Origin of the sequence: Lysinibacillus sp. FSL L8-0126, from assembly GCF_038630385.1 — a bacterium.
Lineage (GTDB): Bacteria > Bacillota > Bacilli > Bacillales_A > Planococcaceae > Lysinibacillus > Lysinibacillus fusiformis_D.
Map to the genome: position 1 here is coordinate 4,302,812 of NZ_CP152028.1, position 16,852 is coordinate 4,319,663.

The 16,852-nt window shown below is 40.6% G+C and carries 13 protein-coding genes and 1 pseudogene; 3 read left to right on the forward strand and 11 right to left on the reverse strand.

Features of this window, described 5'->3' with window-relative positions:
* Positions 1-9: 9 nt before the first annotated feature.
* The 4 genes from MHI34_RS20935 to MHI34_RS20950 all read right to left on the reverse strand — a co-directional run bounded on the left by MHI34_RS20935 (position 10) and on the right by MHI34_RS20950 (position 5,662).
* The gene (locus MHI34_RS20935; RefSeq protein ID WP_342503925.1) at positions 10-1,560 is read right to left on the reverse strand and encodes a hydantoinase/oxoprolinase family protein; all 1,551 of its coding nucleotides are present in this window, start codon (positions 1,558-1,560) and stop codon (positions 10-12) included.
* Entirely contained in the window at positions 1,553-2,656 is a 1,104-nt protein-coding gene (locus MHI34_RS20940; protein ID WP_342503926.1) for a DUF917 domain-containing protein, read from the reverse strand. The genes MHI34_RS20935 and MHI34_RS20940 overlap by 8 nt, the downstream gene beginning before the upstream one ends.
* Positions 2,653-3,921, reverse strand: a complete 1,269-nt coding sequence (locus MHI34_RS20945) for a cytosine permease (RefSeq protein ID WP_342503927.1) — start codon at positions 3,919-3,921, stop codon at positions 2,653-2,655. The genes MHI34_RS20940 and MHI34_RS20945 overlap by 4 nt, the downstream gene beginning before the upstream one ends.
* 136 nt (positions 3,922-4,057) lie before the next feature.
* Entirely contained in the window at positions 4,058-5,662 is a 1,605-nt protein-coding gene (locus tag MHI34_RS20950; RefSeq protein WP_036117176.1) for a PucR family transcriptional regulator, read from the reverse strand.
* A gap of 141 nt (positions 5,663-5,803) precedes the next feature.
* Between MHI34_RS20950 and MHI34_RS20955 the strand changes: the two are divergent.
* Positions 5,804-6,650: pseudogene (locus MHI34_RS20955) on the forward strand (pentapeptide repeat-containing protein).
* A gap of 35 nt (positions 6,651-6,685) precedes the next feature.
* Here the strand turns inward: MHI34_RS20955 and MHI34_RS20960 are convergent.
* The 6 genes from MHI34_RS20960 to MHI34_RS20985 all read right to left on the reverse strand — a co-directional run bounded on the left by MHI34_RS20960 (position 6,686) and on the right by MHI34_RS20985 (position 14,046).
* Entirely contained in the window at positions 6,686-8,401 is a 1,716-nt protein-coding gene (locus MHI34_RS20960) for an FTR1 family protein (RefSeq protein ID WP_342503928.1), read from the reverse strand.
* Positions 8,376-9,635, reverse strand: a complete 1,260-nt coding sequence (gene efeB / locus MHI34_RS20965) for an iron uptake transporter deferrochelatase/peroxidase subunit (protein ID WP_036117173.1) — start codon at positions 9,633-9,635, stop codon at positions 8,376-8,378. Before efeB ends, MHI34_RS20960 begins: the two co-directional genes overlap by 26 nt.
* 5 nt (positions 9,636-9,640) lie before the next feature.
* The gene (gene efeO / locus MHI34_RS20970) at positions 9,641-10,510 is read right to left on the reverse strand and encodes an iron uptake system protein EfeO (RefSeq protein WP_342503929.1); all 870 of its coding nucleotides are present in this window, start codon (positions 10,508-10,510) and stop codon (positions 9,641-9,643) included.
* A gap of 163 nt (positions 10,511-10,673) precedes the next feature.
* On the reverse strand, positions 10,674-11,873 hold the full coding sequence (locus MHI34_RS20975; RefSeq protein WP_089932451.1) for an MFS transporter: 1,200 nt from the start codon (positions 11,871-11,873) through the stop codon (positions 10,674-10,676).
* A gap of 14 nt (positions 11,874-11,887) precedes the next feature.
* The gene (locus tag MHI34_RS20980; protein ID WP_036117167.1) at positions 11,888-12,304 is read right to left on the reverse strand and encodes a MarR family transcriptional regulator; all 417 of its coding nucleotides are present in this window, start codon (positions 12,302-12,304) and stop codon (positions 11,888-11,890) included.
* Between the two features lie 800 nt (positions 12,305-13,104).
* The gene (locus MHI34_RS20985; RefSeq protein ID WP_342503930.1) at positions 13,105-14,046 is read right to left on the reverse strand and encodes an NERD domain-containing protein; all 942 of its coding nucleotides are present in this window, start codon (positions 14,044-14,046) and stop codon (positions 13,105-13,107) included.
* 447 nt (positions 14,047-14,493) lie between these two features.
* On the opposite strand from MHI34_RS20985, the gene MHI34_RS20990 reads away from it, so the two are divergent.
* A complete protein-coding gene (locus MHI34_RS20990; RefSeq protein ID WP_342503931.1) occupies positions 14,494-15,543 on the forward strand; it encodes an NAD(P)/FAD-dependent oxidoreductase in 1,050 nt (349 codons plus the stop codon).
* 49 nt (positions 15,544-15,592) lie between these two features.
* Here the strand turns inward: MHI34_RS20990 and MHI34_RS20995 are convergent, their stop codons facing one another.
* On the reverse strand, positions 15,593-15,835 hold the full coding sequence (locus tag MHI34_RS20995; RefSeq protein WP_036117161.1) for a hypothetical protein: 243 nt from the start codon (positions 15,833-15,835) through the stop codon (positions 15,593-15,595).
* Positions 15,836-15,992: 157 nt separating this feature from the next.
* Here MHI34_RS20995 and MHI34_RS21000 point away from each other — a divergent pair, with 157 nt between their 5' ends.
* Positions 15,993-16,700 (forward strand): class I SAM-dependent methyltransferase, encoded by a 708-nt coding sequence (locus MHI34_RS21000; protein ID WP_080717014.1) that lies wholly within the window; start codon positions 15,993-15,995, stop codon positions 16,698-16,700.
* Positions 16,701-16,852: the final 152 nt, after the last annotated feature.

The window sequence follows — 16,852 nt, forward strand, 5'->3', positions numbered from 1 at the left end:
CTTTATGTGTTAGACCATTTTCCCTACTACTTTTACCTTTAATCTTGTTGCATTTTCTGGATGATAGGCTAGTGGTGTTTCTTCTACTTCTACCAGCTCAATCGTCTCCTGAATGGCTCCTGCTAATACTGCTTGTTTCACCGCTTTACTTTGGGCATCCTTTAATGATTCCTCGCGAGGTTCCTTGGCATAAATATAAATTTGCTCATATTGACCACTAATTTGCGCAATAGAGGCACCGATGGCATTCGCCACACCACCATATTCATTTTTCACAATAGTGGAAACGCCTCGAATCTGCTCTGGCACGATAATACCCCCACCGCCTACTAAGACCAGTGACACATCCTCTGAGGAGGTTTTCATCTTATCAATGGCCTGCTCCAGTAAAGAAGAAATTTCTTCTTGAACGGCTTTGGCAAATGCTTCATCTATATGTGCGACTAAAGTGGGGTCGCCTACTTCTGCTAAGCCTAGACGGACAGCGATATCCGTTGTTGTTAAAGTCGAGCCACCAAAGACAAGTGCCTCCTCACTAATTTGATAGCCTACACTATCTGGTCCAACTGTAATTTTGTCACCGTTCACACGAACAATACTACCACCGCCAAGACCAACTGAAATAATATCTGGCATCCTAAAGTTTGTCCGAATGTCTCCTACTTCCACAGCAACTGAAGATTCCCGTGGGAATCCATCCTGTAATACGCCTATATCTGAAGTCGTTCCCCCAACGTCCAGCACCATTGTATTTTGAATTTGGGATAAATACGACGCTCCACGAATACTGTTTGTTGGCCCACAAGCAATCGTTAAAATTGGGAATTGTTTTGCATAATCGATGGACATTAACGTACCGTCATTCTGACATAAATAAACGTCTACATTAAAAATACCTTCCGTTTGAAGCGCCTGGACAAAGCCCTGTGTTGTTGTCTCAATGACCTTACATAATGCCGCATTGAGGATCGTTGCATTTTCACGTTCAATTAGCCCGACAGAACCAATTAATGAGGAGCAGGAAATAGGAAATTCCTCGCCATAGACCTCTTGAATCCATTCACGAACCTGTAATTCTTGATCATTTTTAATAGAAGAAAAGACACCAACAATTGCAATCGATTCTACTTGGTCGTGCCATTCCTCTAATAGTTTTTTAATTTCTTCTTGATTAAGAGCACTTAATAATTGACCATCGTATTCATAGCCACCATGTGCAATCGCATAATGACCCGACAATTGATCGATCATATCCGCTGGCCAAGCTGTATAAGGAAGTACTGATGCCGTTGCTGGATAGCCTAACCGAATAACACCGACTTTTGCTAGCTTTTTACGTTCAACAATGGCATTTGTACATTGGGTTGTCCCTAACATTGCATGTGTTATTTTTGCTTTATCAATATTTGCACCCTTGAGTAATTGTTGCAAGGACTTTTCAATACCCGTTTTAATATCTAAGCTTGTTGGTGATTTCACACTGTAAATAAGTTGACTATTATGGTCTAAAAGGATGGCATCCGTATTTGTTCCGCCCACATCAATTCCAATTTTATACATGTTTTGCTACCTCCTTTTTCACCATTTCCTCAATTGGCATGTAATCATAATCATAGCCAAAGTATCTTGGTCCTGCTGTTTCAATGCCTTTTGCTGTACGCCACTTTTCATGTGCTGGTAAGCCAATCACACGCACACGTTTACCATATTTTAAGCTTTCTGTTGTAACAGGCAATAATGTTTCATAATCCACCAAACAAATTAAGTCTGGCGTCATCGCAACAACCTGCTCGTTTTTCTCTGCTAATAAGTTTTCATTTTGGAAATGAACCTTCATTTGATCGTTTTTATAGGAATCAATCCCTTCAAGATTCATTTTACCTAGATTAAAGCCACCATTTGTTTCACGAATAACATCTACTATTTTTCCTTGGAATAGCTCATAGCCCTCTACAAGCGTTAAAAGATTTTCTAGCTTATCGTTCACCTCTTGATCTTTAGAGGCAATAATTTCACCGATTTTTTCAGAAAGCGTCACAATATGATGCACACCACTTTTCTTAATTTGTACACCGGTCGTAGGATACAGGCTCACTAGAGAACTAGCGCCCATCTCTACCGTTGCAGTTCGTGCGAGACGCTCTGTCCATTTATTATCAATCGTTTCAAAAATACCAATATTCCCTTTTTCATCTGTAATCGCCATTGGGGTTGCCGAAATTCCATCTAGGTTAAAGGTCACCATTTGTAATTCCGGGAATGCACGACCCATCCCGTCGCAATCAATCAGCGGTAATCCAAGCTGTGCAGCTACTACAATCGGAATCATCGAATTGACGCCGCCCGCTTCCATTGGATAAGTGCCTGCAATTTTTTCTTTTCCTAAATATTGAGCAAGCTTTTGGAATACCTTGACAAATTCATCCCCACGTGGAAATTTTTCTACTAACACGGAAGGTGCACCCATCATCGCTGCTGGAATGAAAAAGTCATCATCCCCAATTTCATCCACCGAATACAACTTCACAGGCCCATTTTTTTCGATGGCAGAAAGCGCCATAAGTTTCCCAATGTATGGATCTCCGCCTCCACCTGTTCCTAGAAATGCTGCACCAATGGCAATATGTTCAATAGCTGCTTGATCTAAATATCTCATCTATGTTCCTCCAGTATGACCGTTTTTTGTATGGATAGACGATACCCAAGATAATAAATAACGAATGAAATAATAATGCCAATCATCGGTTGATTTGGCAGTGATGGCAACTCAGGGAATAAAGAGAATACCACTGGCATACAGGCAATCATAGCCCCTACTAACCAAGAAAATACGCCTAATCGATTGACCCCTTCCACCTCATGCCAGCTATCTGCTTTGCCTTTATGAATCACCCAATAGGAGGCAATCATCACCCCTGCAACAGGTGGAATCATGGCCGATAAGATCGACATAATAGGTGTAAAATAATTTAATATCCCAACTACCGCTAAAATTGTGCCAATTGTTCCTGCAACCCCAATCGCTAAGCGCTCTTTGTTTTTGGCAACATCGAACACATTAATTAAAGCGATACCGCCAGAAATGGCATTGACCAAATTCGTTTTCCATGTCGCTAAAATCAAGCCAACCCCGCCAATAAACGGTGTTGCGATATGCAGAAAGACAGCTGTAATATCACTTGTCTGATAGGCAATCGTTAAGATGGCTCCTACTGCAATCATTAGTACACCAGCTGGAATAATGCCCAATGCAGCGGCCTTGACTACATCTGAACGTTTTTTGGAAAATTGCGAATAATCTCCCGCTATGACAGCCCCTAAAGCAAAAGATCCAATCGTTACAGCTAAACCATCCATAAAGTTCATATTCCCCTGTGGCTGATAGTCTCGAATAAGCTGTAGCTGATCGCCCGTTAATGTTTGCCCTAAACCGTAAAGGCAAATGATGACAAGTAATGGTACGGCGATATAGCTTAATACACGTAACACTTTCATTCCATAAAGAGCGGATACGACCATCACCATACCACTTATCAATGAAGCAAGCGGAATAGGTATATTCAAATGATAGATTGCTAGTAAATTCGCTAAGGCAACGCCACAAACATTGGCCTGAATACCAAACCAGCCTAAGCAAGCAATGGCTAAAATAATGGACAAAATAGTACGAGAGCCTTTTTTACCAAACACTTGCCCTGCCACATGAACAGTTGGTTTTCCTAAATCACTGCTTTGCATTCCTTGTAAAATCATAATGAATACGACAATCGCGTAGCCTACAAAAGCGACAGCAAGTGCCTTTGATAGACTCATATTTGTTATGAGTGCGTTACCTACTAATAAACTGGGAATACAAATCATGGCACCCGCCCAAATAATGCCTAAGCTATACCATGATTGACCTTTGTTTTCGTTTTGCATATGACTCCCTCCTTGTTATTGCTTGATTGGTTAATGTTCTTCATTATAAAAGAAAGGGTGGTTTCACGTCTTTTGCGTAAATGAAAAAAATAATCTGAAATTTTGTTCAAAATGACAAAATTTCAGATTATTCTAATCAATCATTAATTAATCGATACAGCATACAAGCCATATACACATCGTAAAATTCTGCGTATACTGTGACATCTGTGCCAATCAACTCACTAATTTTTTTAATGCGATATTTCACTGTATTTTTATGAATATAAAGTAGCTCTGCACAGCGCTCCACACTAGCATTTGCGTCTAATAAAAAGGTAATTAAGGTCTGTAAGGAATCATGATCGCGCAAGATAGGTTCAATGACAGACAAATACTCTTCAATCATTTCTTCTCCCTGTATACTGACATCCATCGCCCTTTTCATGGAGCGTACTTCCGCTGCCGTAAACAGCTTTTGCATTGGATAAATGGTATGGGCCTTGTCCCCCACCTGATTGACCAATTGATACATTTGACGAACAGACTTTGTATTTCTCATTTTGGGCGCATAAACAATTTCCGCTATTTGAGCAGTATAGCTTGTAGTATCGTTAAATTCAGTGGCAATTTCAAATTCATGATGTTTATACAAACAATTCCCTAGTAACACAATTATACAATGATCAATGCATTGTATCACTCTTGTTTGGTAATACTTGGACAGCTGCTCTTCTAATTCATCGCGAATTCTTTTTTCGTCCGCTAAATCATGCATGTAGACGAGCCACATCATTTGAATGGCGGAAACATCTATATGAAGGAGATTCGCTAATCTTCTCATTTTTTCACTTTCATCATTAATAATGGCTTTCACTAAGGCATACTCACTTACCTCATCATGCTTGTCCCCCCATAAATTAATGGCTACTTGCACAACCTCACTTACTTTTTCAATCGTTTTGGCAGGCAGTTTTGTATTTTCTTTAATTAAGAATAAAAAGAGGGGCTCGCCATTTTTCTGATGCACTCTTTTATAGTCAACGACACAGGAGACATCACTTCTTTCTAGCTCTAGCTTTCCTGTTTCGTGCTGGAAGTTGGCCTGCGAGCATTCTTCAATAACGTTGGCTACATCTAATGATGAATTTCGTGGCCACATCACTTGATTCACAATATCAAAATGATTATTTGTGAGCACAATATTGGCTTTCAAACGATCTGAGAGCATTTTCAGCGTAATTTCAACACTTCTTAAATGCTCTGGCAGTAAGGATACCTTTTCCAACGTTTCTTTCACAAAATGATCATTCACACCTTGATTGCTAACAATTGCCTCCATTACCTCATAAATTACCTCGTTATAACGCAGTGAATAATCATTTCTTGGCATACAAATGATAATAAATCCTTGCGCCTCCGCTAAGTCAAGCACTTCCTTTGGAATATCGGGCAAGACAATACCGACATAATATAAAATAAGACCAAGCTCTCCTAAATCATGTAAATGCTGAATCGTTTCGCATTGCTGCTCCACACTATCTCGTATGGAGTAAAAAGAGCTAATGACAATCTCTTCTGCATACCATTCCTCTTGCACACGATTAATAATTTTAGAATAAAAATCAACATTGGATACCTCTAATACAGATAAGGAAGATACCGTACGATGTAAATTATTTCGACCTGTTAGCACCTCTGCCCCCCGAAAGGATGGCAATTGTAATAATTCATTGACCGTTACCCCATGCTTCACCACCACTTTTCTTCACAACTCTTTTGAAGAAGAATACCATATCCCCTACGATCTTTCAAAATACAGTTTTATCCTTATTTTAACTGCTAGTCTGTCTTTAATAATAAACTATTAACTATATGAATGAGGTAAGAGAGGACAATGAGGATGTCACATCAGACAAAAAGAGCTACCTCTGTTGGCAAAAAATCCGTGAAAGCTTACAGGCGGATTGCCAAAGCTGTTTCGGCTTATGCTGTACCGCTTTAAATATCGTTGCTTCCAGTGACTTTGCCATCAATAAACCAGCTGGCTCCCCATGCCCTAATTTACAGGATGACTATAGCTGTCATATCCATAGCAAGCTACAAGACACAGGCTTTAAAGGCTGTACGGTTTTTGATTGCTTGGGTGCTGGGCAGCAAGTGTCACAGGTCACGTTTCATGGACAAGATTGGCGACAATCCCGTGAGCATGCTGACAAGTTGTTTCGGGTTTTCCCAATCATGGAACAGCTTTACGAAATGCTTGCTTATGTAGCTGAGGCCTTATCCTATCAGGTGAACAGCCGCTTGATGAGCAGCTTCTAACGCAATTGGAGCAGCTACAACAAGCAAAATCACTTGATGCCGATGCCTTATTAGCACTCGATATGATGGCTATTCGTATGCCTGTCAATGCGCTATTACTACAAACAAGCGAACAAATTCGTCAACAGAGGCTGAAAGGCAAAATCACGCGACATTTGAATCAGCGTGGAGCGGATTGGATGGGCAAAAATTTAAAAGGCAAGGATTTACGAGCGACTGATCTAAGGGGTAGCTATTTAATCGCAGCCAATCTTCAAGATGCTAATTTACAAGCAGTAGACTTCATCGGGGCTGATTTACGTGGAGCTGACCTTTCGACAAGTCTGTTTTTAACACAAATGCAAATGAACGCCGCACAAGGTGACCGCTCTACTAAATTGCCTTCCTATCTGAAACGACCTGCCCATTGGCAATCAAAAAGGTAGATGGCGGTTTACGTACGCTCATCTACCTTTTATCGTTAGGCTCGTTTCTTTTTATAGATTATAGTAGCTGCTACTAACACAAGTAAGATTGCCTGCCCAATGATGGTTTCCGCTGTTGGATAGAAGCCAATCAGGCTAATGACAGGTAAGCCATCAACAATCGTCGTGGACAGATTATCCGTGAGCTGCAATGTATGCAGACTGACACCAATAATTTTAAAGGCTAATACATAAATAAGCACCGTTGCGACAGCAAAAAATTTATGGATGGAGATTTTGCCACTTGCTTTAAATAATACAATAGCCAGTACAGTAAGTATAAGCAGTGCTACAACAATCCCAAGAATAAATTGCGAAGTCTCCATTTTCGGTGCAATACCCGCGTAAAAGACTAGTGTTTCGGCTCCTTCACGGAAGACCGATAAGAAACTAATGGCAGCCATCGCAAAAATAGAACCACTAGAAATGGCATTGCCCATTTGTTTCGAAATATAGCGATTCCAACTGACTACACTTGATTTACTATGCAGCCAAATACCAACACCGATCATCATCGCTGCTGCAACTAGCCCAACATAACCTTCCATTAATTCTCGATTCGTATCAATTGTTGCTGAATTCAAAATCGTGGACATGAGGATGGCAGCAATGGCTGATAATAGAACGCCGACAAACGCTCCAACATAAATCCATTTGCGCATCTTATTTTGTCCTGATTTATTGAGGAATGATACTAAGGCTAAAATAATCAGTAGCGCCTCTAGTCCCTCACGCAGCAAAATTAATGCAGCATCCCAAATTGTATAATCTGAATCCCCTTGAATCAGTTCGATTTCAGTACGGAAAGTATCTAATTTTTTTGTGATTGCTTGCTGATCGACGTTGGATTTTAATAAATCACTTGCGATAATCGGCATATCACTTTCGATTTTCGTATAAAGACTGCCATTACGTGTGGAAATTTCAATCTCTACACTTGGCCAAATGGTAATAAATTCACGTATTTTATCAGAAGCCGCCTGATAATCACCAGCATCAACAAAGTCCTTTGCCTCATCGATATAAGCAATCAATGTCGCTAACGAATAGTCCCCTTCAACCACTTCTGCTGTTTCGTTACCAGCCACAAAATCCTCAATCGTTTGCTGCAAATCCTCAAATTGAGATTGCATAAGGGCTATATCTGGCTCCTCTGCCGAAATGGCGATACGTAGAAACGCCATTTGTGTTTCGATTTGCCCATACATCGCAATGCTTTGCTCACGCACAGGGCGCTCATTTTTATTCCATTTGCTATTAAAATCTTTGTAGGCTTCATCAATAGCCTGAATGTCCCCACTGGCTAAAGCTTTTTCGAAGTCTGCCATGATCGGCTTAAACTTTTGCCCAAACTCTGCTCGCTGTGCCGCTTCGTCCACTGGATTTTCAAGCTTTTCTAGGGCACGTAATGCATTCGACAGTGCCGACAACGCCTCTAAACGCTCGTCTTTGGATGTTGCTTCCGTAGCCTGGGCAAGCATTTCATCGACCTTTGCTTTGGCATCTTTCTGCTCTGAAGAAACTTTAGCCCAGTCCGCAGCAAATTGTTCGAGCGCCTGCTTGGCCTCCGTCTCTTTATCCTGCTTCGTATTCATCAGTGCATCACTAATCGCAATATATAAATGACTATAAGATTGCGCTGCCTGCACAGGTAGAGCTAAAGTTAGGATTAAGGCAATGATGATACTACAGCGCGTTAAAAAGTGCTTCACCTAAATAACTCCCCTTTTGTACACCAGGGAAGCAAGCAAACACGGCACTGCCTCGATGGGTAATGTACTCATTCATTTTATCCATACGCCCTAAGCTATTTTGGATTGTTGTAAATTGGGCTGGGTCTTTTTGAAAAGAAATAAAGATTAGCCCTGCATCATGGGTTCCTGTATTCGACATGACACCCGATGCATACGAGTAAGAACGTCGTAAAACACGTGCACCCGATTTACGTGCTAAATGAACATGTGACGTATCAGGCATAATATAATTGCCCTTGTCATCCTTTGCCTCTACATCAAAATCATCAAATTCCTTTGTTTTGCCGAATGGTGCACCACTGTCACGATAACGACCAAATGTAGCCTCTTGATCTTTCAATGATGTGCGATCCCATGTTTCAAGATGCATTTGAACTTTTCGTGCGATTAAATAAGAGCCGCCCTTTAGCCAGCCTTTATCCACCCACACAATCTTATTTAAGTCTTTTTCATCCGTAATGGCTGGATTCACCGTACCATCCTTGAAGGCAAAGAGATTTCGAGGTGTCCCTCCACCAGCTGGAAACGAGTTAAAGCCAGCCTGTGACCATTTAATCTCTACTTTACCAGAAGCAGCTCGTACTAAATTGCGCACTGCATGGAATGCCACCTGTGGATCATCTGCACAGGCTTGAATACACAGATCACCACCTGTATATTCCTTCTGTAGCTGATCTTTAGGGAAATGTGGTAAATCCTTTAGCTCCGCTGGTTTTACATGCTGCATTCCCAGTTTATCGAATAGTGAAGGACCTACACCGATAGTAATTGATAAATTGGCTGCATCTAAGCCCTCTGCCTCTCCTGTATCACCTGTTGGTACTCTCGTATTCGTCGAAACATCGACCATTAATTCACCATTCATTAAACGCACAACAAGAGGTGTCCATTGCTGGAACAACTCTTGTAGTTCCTTCTTCGATGTCACTAACACATCTAAAGAAGCAAAATAAATATTCGTTTGAACAGGTGTCACGATACCCGACTGGTGCTCTCCATAGAAATTAATCTTATTGCTAGCCGTCGTGCTATCTGCTGCTGTCTCAAAAACATCATAGCCCATCGCTTTCATGACACCACCCAAACCGGAGGCACCGATGGCAACACCTGCCACACCGATGCTTGTCAGCTTCAACATATCACGTCTAGAAATTTTTTTATTAATCAATTTTTCTTCATTGGACGTTGTCATTTTTTTCACTCCAAAATGATCCCCATTTGACTTAATGGTTCACCAAGCTGATTCACCGCTGCCGCAAGTGCTTTCGTATTGTCTTCCGTTAATTCCTCATAGGATACATAACCACCATCAACCGTTGCATGCTGCGCTAATAAATCGTCCACCGCTTTAAATTTTTCATCAAGTGTTGACACTAGTGTTGAATCTTTCGCTTCTAATTTTGAACGTAAAATTTCAAAGATTTTTTCTGCGCCTTCAATATTCGCTTTAAAATCATACAGGTCTGTATGTGAGTAAATTTCTTCCTCACCTGTAATTTTAGATGTTGAAACTTCATTTAATAAATCTACCGCACCAGTAATCATTAAATCAGGTGTCACTTCCACCGTTTGCACTAGTGCATGTAATTCCTTCGCATCCGCAAGCAGTTGATCTGCTACAGCCTCATAACCTTTAGTTGTATTTTCTTCCCATAGTGCATACTCAAGCTTATGATAGCCTGACCATTCTTCCTCGCCTTTTCCTTCTTCTTGAATATCCGCTAAACGTCCATCAATGCGAGGGTCAAGATCACCAAAGCTTTCTGCGATTGGCTCTGAGCGCTCAAAATACATACGTGCTGGCGCATACGCTGCTTTAGCGCCTTCAATATCGCCCGCCTTGAATAAATTCACGAATTTTTCTGTGTCCAGTAAAAATTGATCCATTTGCTCTAAAGCAAATTGCTGATAGGCTGATAGTTCAGCAGATAAATCCACCTCTTGTGTCGCTTGCTCTGCCTGTTCTGTTGCCGGCTTATCCTCTTTTTTAGCTTCTTCTGTATTGCCACAGCCAGCCATTAAAATGCCCCCTGCTACTAATACCGACAAAAATGATCTGTTTTTCATACTTAGTACCTACTTCCGAATTAGTTTTATATTTGTGATGATAATGATTATCATCATCTATTGCAACAACTATTTTTTGAAATAGAAAAAAACGTCATTTTTCAGTTGATCTGTATACACAACTAGAAAAATAACGTTTTTTCTACAATATAATGATTCTAATCTACAAGATTTTTGCTTGTTTCAAATTTTCATGTTTTCCATGTAAGAAATAATAAAGCACAATCGATACAAAAATGACAAAGACCATAGCAAAGAAGATCGCACTATAGCCCATAGAAGGAACAAATAACCCTAAGAAATAAGGCCCAACACCTAAACCTAAATCATAAAATATAAAATACGTGGATGTCGCAAGTCCTAAACGCTCATTCGGTGTCACTTTAATAGCAATTGCCTGCGCAACGGAGTTGAAGTTTCCATAGCCAACCCCGATACAGGCAGCAGCGATTAAAAAGGCGATCGTTGTTGTCGCTGAACTAAAGGCATACATGCCAATTGCAAAAAGCACTAAGCAAGGATAGATAATAATATTAGCCCCTCGCGTATCTAATAATTTCCCTGTAAATGGGCGGGTAGCCAAAATGACAATGGCATAAATAATAAAGAAATAGCTTCCTGCTGATACTAAATGTAGCTCTTTTGCATAAAACGTCATAAAGGACATGACACCTGAGTAGGCAAAGCCAATAACAAGTGCCACAAAGGCAATCGGCACCGCACGCATTTCAATAAAGTTTGTCACCTTAAAGCCTGCCTTCACAGCTGTATCCGTCGCTTTTTTCGGTGCATCTGGTACGGTCACTATGAAGTACATAAAAAAGCAAATAATAGCTAAAACCGAATCGACTGCAAAGATCATGCGATAATCCTCAAATAATTGTGTTAATAAAATGCCAATGAATGGACCAATAGCTGTCGCTAAAATCGCACTTAAGCTATAATAACCAATCCCTTCGCCACGTCGTTCCGGCGGTAGAATTTGTGCAATAATGGTTCCCGTTGCTGTACTAGCAATTCCAAGAGCAATCCCTTGTATTAAACGATTAACCATAAGCAGCGGTAAATTGCCTGCTACAAAATAAGACATCGTGGATAACATAAATAACAGCAAGCCACAAAACAATGTTTTTTTGCTACCCCAATCACCAATAATACGCCCTGTACCAAGCCGCCCTAACAATGTTCCAATAATAAAAATACTCGATACCAGCCCCGCTGTACTTGTAGAAGCATTAAAATGCTCCACAGCATAAGCCGCGATGGTCACCATTAATAAATAAAAGATTAACGTAATGGTAAAATTAATAAGTGAGACAATTAAAAAATCCTTTGTCCATAGTTTCTTTCTAGTTGCTTCCACGTTACTCTCTCCTACTAATTGATATTCATACAAATTCTTGCTAAAACCTGTGTCGCAATGTCAATATCTTGCTTCGGCACACCTGCCAATGCCTGCACAAAAAACGGATTTAGATGCGACTTTATTTCCAGCACAAGCTCTTCCCCATGCTTTGATAGATGTACCAGTTTTTCACGCTTATCCTTGCCCGTCATCGTTTCCACATAGCCTAGCTCCACCAATTTATGTACAAGCTTCGTGACACTTGGCTTCTCTATAGACATGAAGTTAGCGATATCTACAAAAGAATGTGGACCCTTATCCTTCAAGAAACGAAGCACTGCCCACTGCGAGCTATATAACTGATAAGGTTCAAGCTGCACATTCAGCTGATTAATAAATGGCCTATACATTAAGCGGTACTGATTAAAAAATTCCTGTTCAATTGTCACACTATCACTTCCTTTTAAATTAGTTAGCCTAGCTAACTATATACTTAAAAAATCCATTTGTCTAGTAGGAAATAAGCGAACTCTTGCTCCGAAAGACAGGTTATAGCGCTCTTTTTGTGAGTTCTATCCTGTCAAATTGAAGCAAGCGTATACGCTACTTTTTCTGGTTTATGCACCAACCTCATGCGTATCCTCCTCTTTCTCCGCTCTATCCATCACTTCGCGCGTTCTATCCACTACTCTCTCTGTTCTATCCAACACTTTTCTTTTCCTATCCACCATCCTCATGCGTATCCTCTACTTTCTCCGCTCTATCCACCACTTCGCGCGTTCTATCCACTCCTTTCTCTAATTTATCCAACACTTTTCTTTTCCTATCCACCATCCTCACGCGTATCCTCCTCTTTCTTCGCTCTATCCATCACTCTACGCATTCTATCCGCTACTTTCTCTGTTCTATCCAACACTTTCCCTCTCCTATCCACCAATTTCACGCGTATCCTCCACTTTCTCCGCTCTATCCACCACTCTGCGCGTTCTATCCACTACTTTCTCTGTTCTATCCAACACTTTTCTTTTCCTATCCACCATCCTCACGCGTATCCTCCACTTTCTCCGCTCTATCCACCACTCTGCGCGTTCTATCCACTACTTTCTCTGTTCTATCCAACACTTTTCTTTTCCTATCCACCATCCTCATGCGTATCCTCCTCTTTCTTCGCTCTAACCATCACTCTGCGCGTTCTATCCACCAAGCAACACATTCAGACCGCTTGAATGGTTGCTGGGCTTTTAAATCCTTAATCTATAATCCAGTACTTCCTATGCTTTTTTTCACCCTCCGCTTTCAAAGGTAGTTGCTGCAACAACTTGTACGCTAGGTTTGGAGATTCAATGGCGAAGAATTCACGAAAGCTTCGATTGGTCAGCTGTGGTCCGACTAGTAATCGGTAGTCCTCCAATGTTCGATTTAATGCATTGTGATCCACCAATCCACAGCGAGGGCAAGTCCATTTTCTATAGTGATACTGTAATCGCTGTCCATTCCCACAATGAGGACATACTACGCCTTTCATCATTTCCTTAAAAGGCACAGTCATCTCTTTTTTTAACCTTGTGTGCATCGACAATAAACGTGTCGCAAAGGGTAAGAGGTTTTCTGCCTTTACGGGTTGATACATCTCTGTCCATCTTTGGATACAAGAACGCAGCCCCGTCACATGAAATATAGGCTGCCCCTCAAACCCCTTTGTTAAAATTCCATTTCTCGTTGCCAGTACAACTGCATGCACAATTGGTAAATGAAAACGTTCACGCTGTAATAATTTTTTCATCCAGGCCACATGCCGCTCCAGTTGAAGAAATGGATCAACCATCCCTTCGACCGTACCCTCTATGGTCGTGCGTGTTAGTTGAGCGTATGAAGCATCATATGAGAGAATGCCTGTTATATTTTTGATTTCTAGGATCAGTAAAAAATGGGGACAGAGAAAGATGGTGTCCATTTGATGTGTTGAACCGAAGTCATTCATTGTTTGAAAATCATGGAGAAAATAATGGGGGGTTGGTAAGTCCAGCTCAAGCCATTCTGCATCGACACGCTGTTCACCAGCGAGCCCTGCTTTGACACGTCCTAAACGCTCTCGTACATACGCGTATTCCTTGTGTGTCTGAGGCAATCTTTGTAGCATCGCCTCCAGTATTTTCTGCGAATCTGATGGTTGCCGTGCTAATAGAATCATGTATTCACCTCCTGCCCTGATTATATAAAAAAAGAACCACAACAAATGAGGTTCCCAAAAACTTGAAAGGTCGATGTTGTAAAATTAATTTTTCACAGTTTTTATTAGATCAAAAGTCTGTTCTTTCGAGCAGCAACTAACATTTGCTAATACTTTTCTAGTCATTCAATAAATACAAGAAGTGTGCCGACATAACCATATCAGCAAGCTTGCTCCACTGAAAAGTGGCAATATTAGTAGCGCGAACCAAAGGCTACACCATCTGTTATAGAGACAGCAGCAGTCACTAGCGCATCCTGTAAATCGGAGCCTCTCTTTCTTTTTACATCTTTCCATGCTATGCTATTCACAGCTTAAAATGATAATCATTATCACTAGATTTAGTCTAGTTTCTGATAAGAATTTGTCAATTACTTTTTACTATTTTTTAAGGATGTGGCAATAAAAATGCAACATGTATATGATGTGACAATTATTGGTGGCGGCCCTGCTGGCTTATATAGTGCCTTCTACAGCGGTCTGCGTGGATTAAAAACAAAATTGATTGAGAGTCAATCACAGCTTGGTGGAAAAGTATTACTTTATCCTGAAAAGCTGATTTGGGATATTGGCGGACATCCTCCTGTTTTAGGCGAGCAATTTGTCAAACAATTAATCGAGCAAGCCAAAACATTTGATCCTACCATTTTGACAGATACAAAAGTAGATTTGATTGAACGCCAGAATGATGTTTTTATTATCCATACAGCAGCTGGTGAAAAGCATTATTCTAAAACGGTGCTGCTAGCTGTAGGTGGTGGTATTATTAACCCTCAAAAACTGACGCTTGAGGGCGCTGAAAAATATGAAATGTCAAATTTACATTATACCGTTCAATCCTATAAACGTTTTGTCGACAAAGATATTATGATTTCTGGTGGTGGTAATGCAGCCATCGATTGGGCTGTTGAGTTAAGCCCAATTGCTAAAAGCGTGACCCTCGTTTACCGTAAAGAGAATTTATCAGCGCATGAAGCAACGGTACAGGAAGCACTTGATGCGGGAGTAAATATAGAGTGCAATACGACGATTACAAAGCTGTCAGCTAATGCTGATAAAACGGCTATTCAATTAGTAACATGTGAAAATACGAAAACGCAGCAAAGTTATACCCGTCAAATCGATGAGGTGATCGTTAGTCATGGTTATAACCGTGAGGCATCTCTCGCATTTGATAAAGCCATTGCTATTCCCAAAAAGGATGATTATTATTTTGAAGGGAAAGCAACAGGTGAAACGGCACAGCCAGGTATTTTTGCGGCTGGTGATATTTTATCATTTGAAGGAAAAATCCACTTGCTACTAGGAACATTCCAAGATGCAGCCAATGCGGTCAACTCCATTAAAACGTATTTGGAGCCAACAGCCTATCGTCATGGCATGGTATCGTCTCATAATGAGCTATTTAAAGAAAAGAATCGCTCGATTATTGAAAAACAACTTGTCCAAGCTGATTAAGCACGAACATGAACCCTCTTAAGATATTTTCTTAAGAGGGTTTCTAGCTTTATCTAAATAAACTTAGTAACGATCCCATCTGCCTCAACATATTGACTCCATTTGTAATCGTCCCAGCATGCCCCATAATCGTATTTAAATGATCTGGCAAACTGCCTAATCTGGATCCTTGTTGTTGTTGATAGGGAGAATAGTAAGGTTGCACCATTCTACCTCGAAAAGGTGGGCCAAAATATTGTCTATTGCTTGGCGGATAGGGACCTCTTCTAGCATTCGGCTGAAAATATGGCATTTATACACCTCCTGTCTGAAAGCTTCTAACTAGTATATGTGGGAATTTTAGTAGTGAAATAGACTTTTGAAGAAGGCTGTAAAAATATTCTCTTGCCCACTCAAGATGTTTGAGGGAACAAGACTAGTTTCCCTGTCATACTATAAGAAAAAAGAAGGTGATACGCATTCAAGGCTCACATTATCTTACCTTTTTAGCTCAATTCGGCATTGGAGGAGCGCATCCAGGAGGAATTAATCTATCAAAGGCTCTCTTTTCAACAGAGAATATTACGCCAGGCGCCGATATTTTAGATGTAGGATGTGGTACAGGACAAACGGCTGCTTATTTGGCGACTGCCTATCAAGCTAGTGTCACAGGCATCGATATTCACCCCGTCATGATCAAAAAGGCGCAGAAACGAATGCAAAAAGCGCGTTTACCCGTCCGTCTATTGCAAGGCTCAATTGAAAAAACTTCGTTACCAAATGAATCATTTGACTTGATTCTAGCTGAATCAGTACTAGCCTTTGTAAATCAGCAACAGGCTTTGCAAGAAATTTATCGTTTATTAAAGAAAAGTGGACGCTTCATTGCTATTGAATTCACCAAACCTATAACTCTTCCCCCTGACCTAGCAGACGACATCCAACAATTTTACGGATTCAAGTCCCTCCTTATGAAAAAGGATTGGGTAAAGCTACTGCAACAGGCTGGTTTTCACGATATTCGCATACAAAAAAATCAATCCATCTCCTCCAAGCCTGAATTTGATGTTTCCGCAGCGATTGAATCCGAGTTTTATGAGGTCATGGATCAGCATCTTGCCATGAACGAAAAATATCAGCCATTTTTAGACTATCGCATCTATACTTGTACGAAATAAACGAACCAGCACCCAAAGCGTTGCTGGTTTTTTATGTGGTCCCAATCACTTTATGACACCTGTCATAAAATTCCTTTGACTGGTGTGAATAGGTTTTTTCTTCGTATTTTCTTATCCTGAAGGTAAGAAAATACAGAAAGAGTGATTGAACA

Bases quoted from the DNA above. Each gene is read 5' to 3' on its own strand.
- MHI34_RS20990 (WP_342503931.1), top strand. From the start codon at position 14,494: ATGCAACATGTATATGATGTGACAATTATTGGTGGCGGCCCTGCTGGC.
- MHI34_RS20985 (WP_342503930.1), bottom strand. From the start codon at position 14,046: ATGATTCTATTAGCACGGCAACCATCAGATTCGCAGAAAATACTGGAG.
- MHI34_RS20945 (WP_342503927.1), bottom strand. From the start codon at position 3,921: ATGCAAAACGAAAACAAAGGTCAATCATGGTATAGCTTAGGCATTATT.
- MHI34_RS20995 (WP_036117161.1), bottom strand. From the start codon at position 15,835: ATGCCATATTTTCAGCCGAATGCTAGAAGAGGTCCCTATCCGCCAAGC.
- MHI34_RS20935 (WP_342503925.1), bottom strand. From the start codon at position 1,560: ATGTATAAAATTGGAATTGATGTGGGCGGAACAAATACGGATGCCATC.
- efeB (WP_036117173.1), bottom strand. From the start codon at position 9,635: ATGACAACGTCCAATGAAGAAAAATTGATTAATAAAAAAATTTCTAGA.
- MHI34_RS20940 (WP_342503926.1), bottom strand. From the start codon at position 2,656: ATGAGATATTTAGATCAAGCAGCTATTGAACATATTGCCATTGGTGCA.
- efeO (WP_342503929.1), bottom strand. From the start codon at position 10,510: ATGAAAAACAGATCATTTTTGTCGGTATTAGTAGCAGGGGGCATTTTA.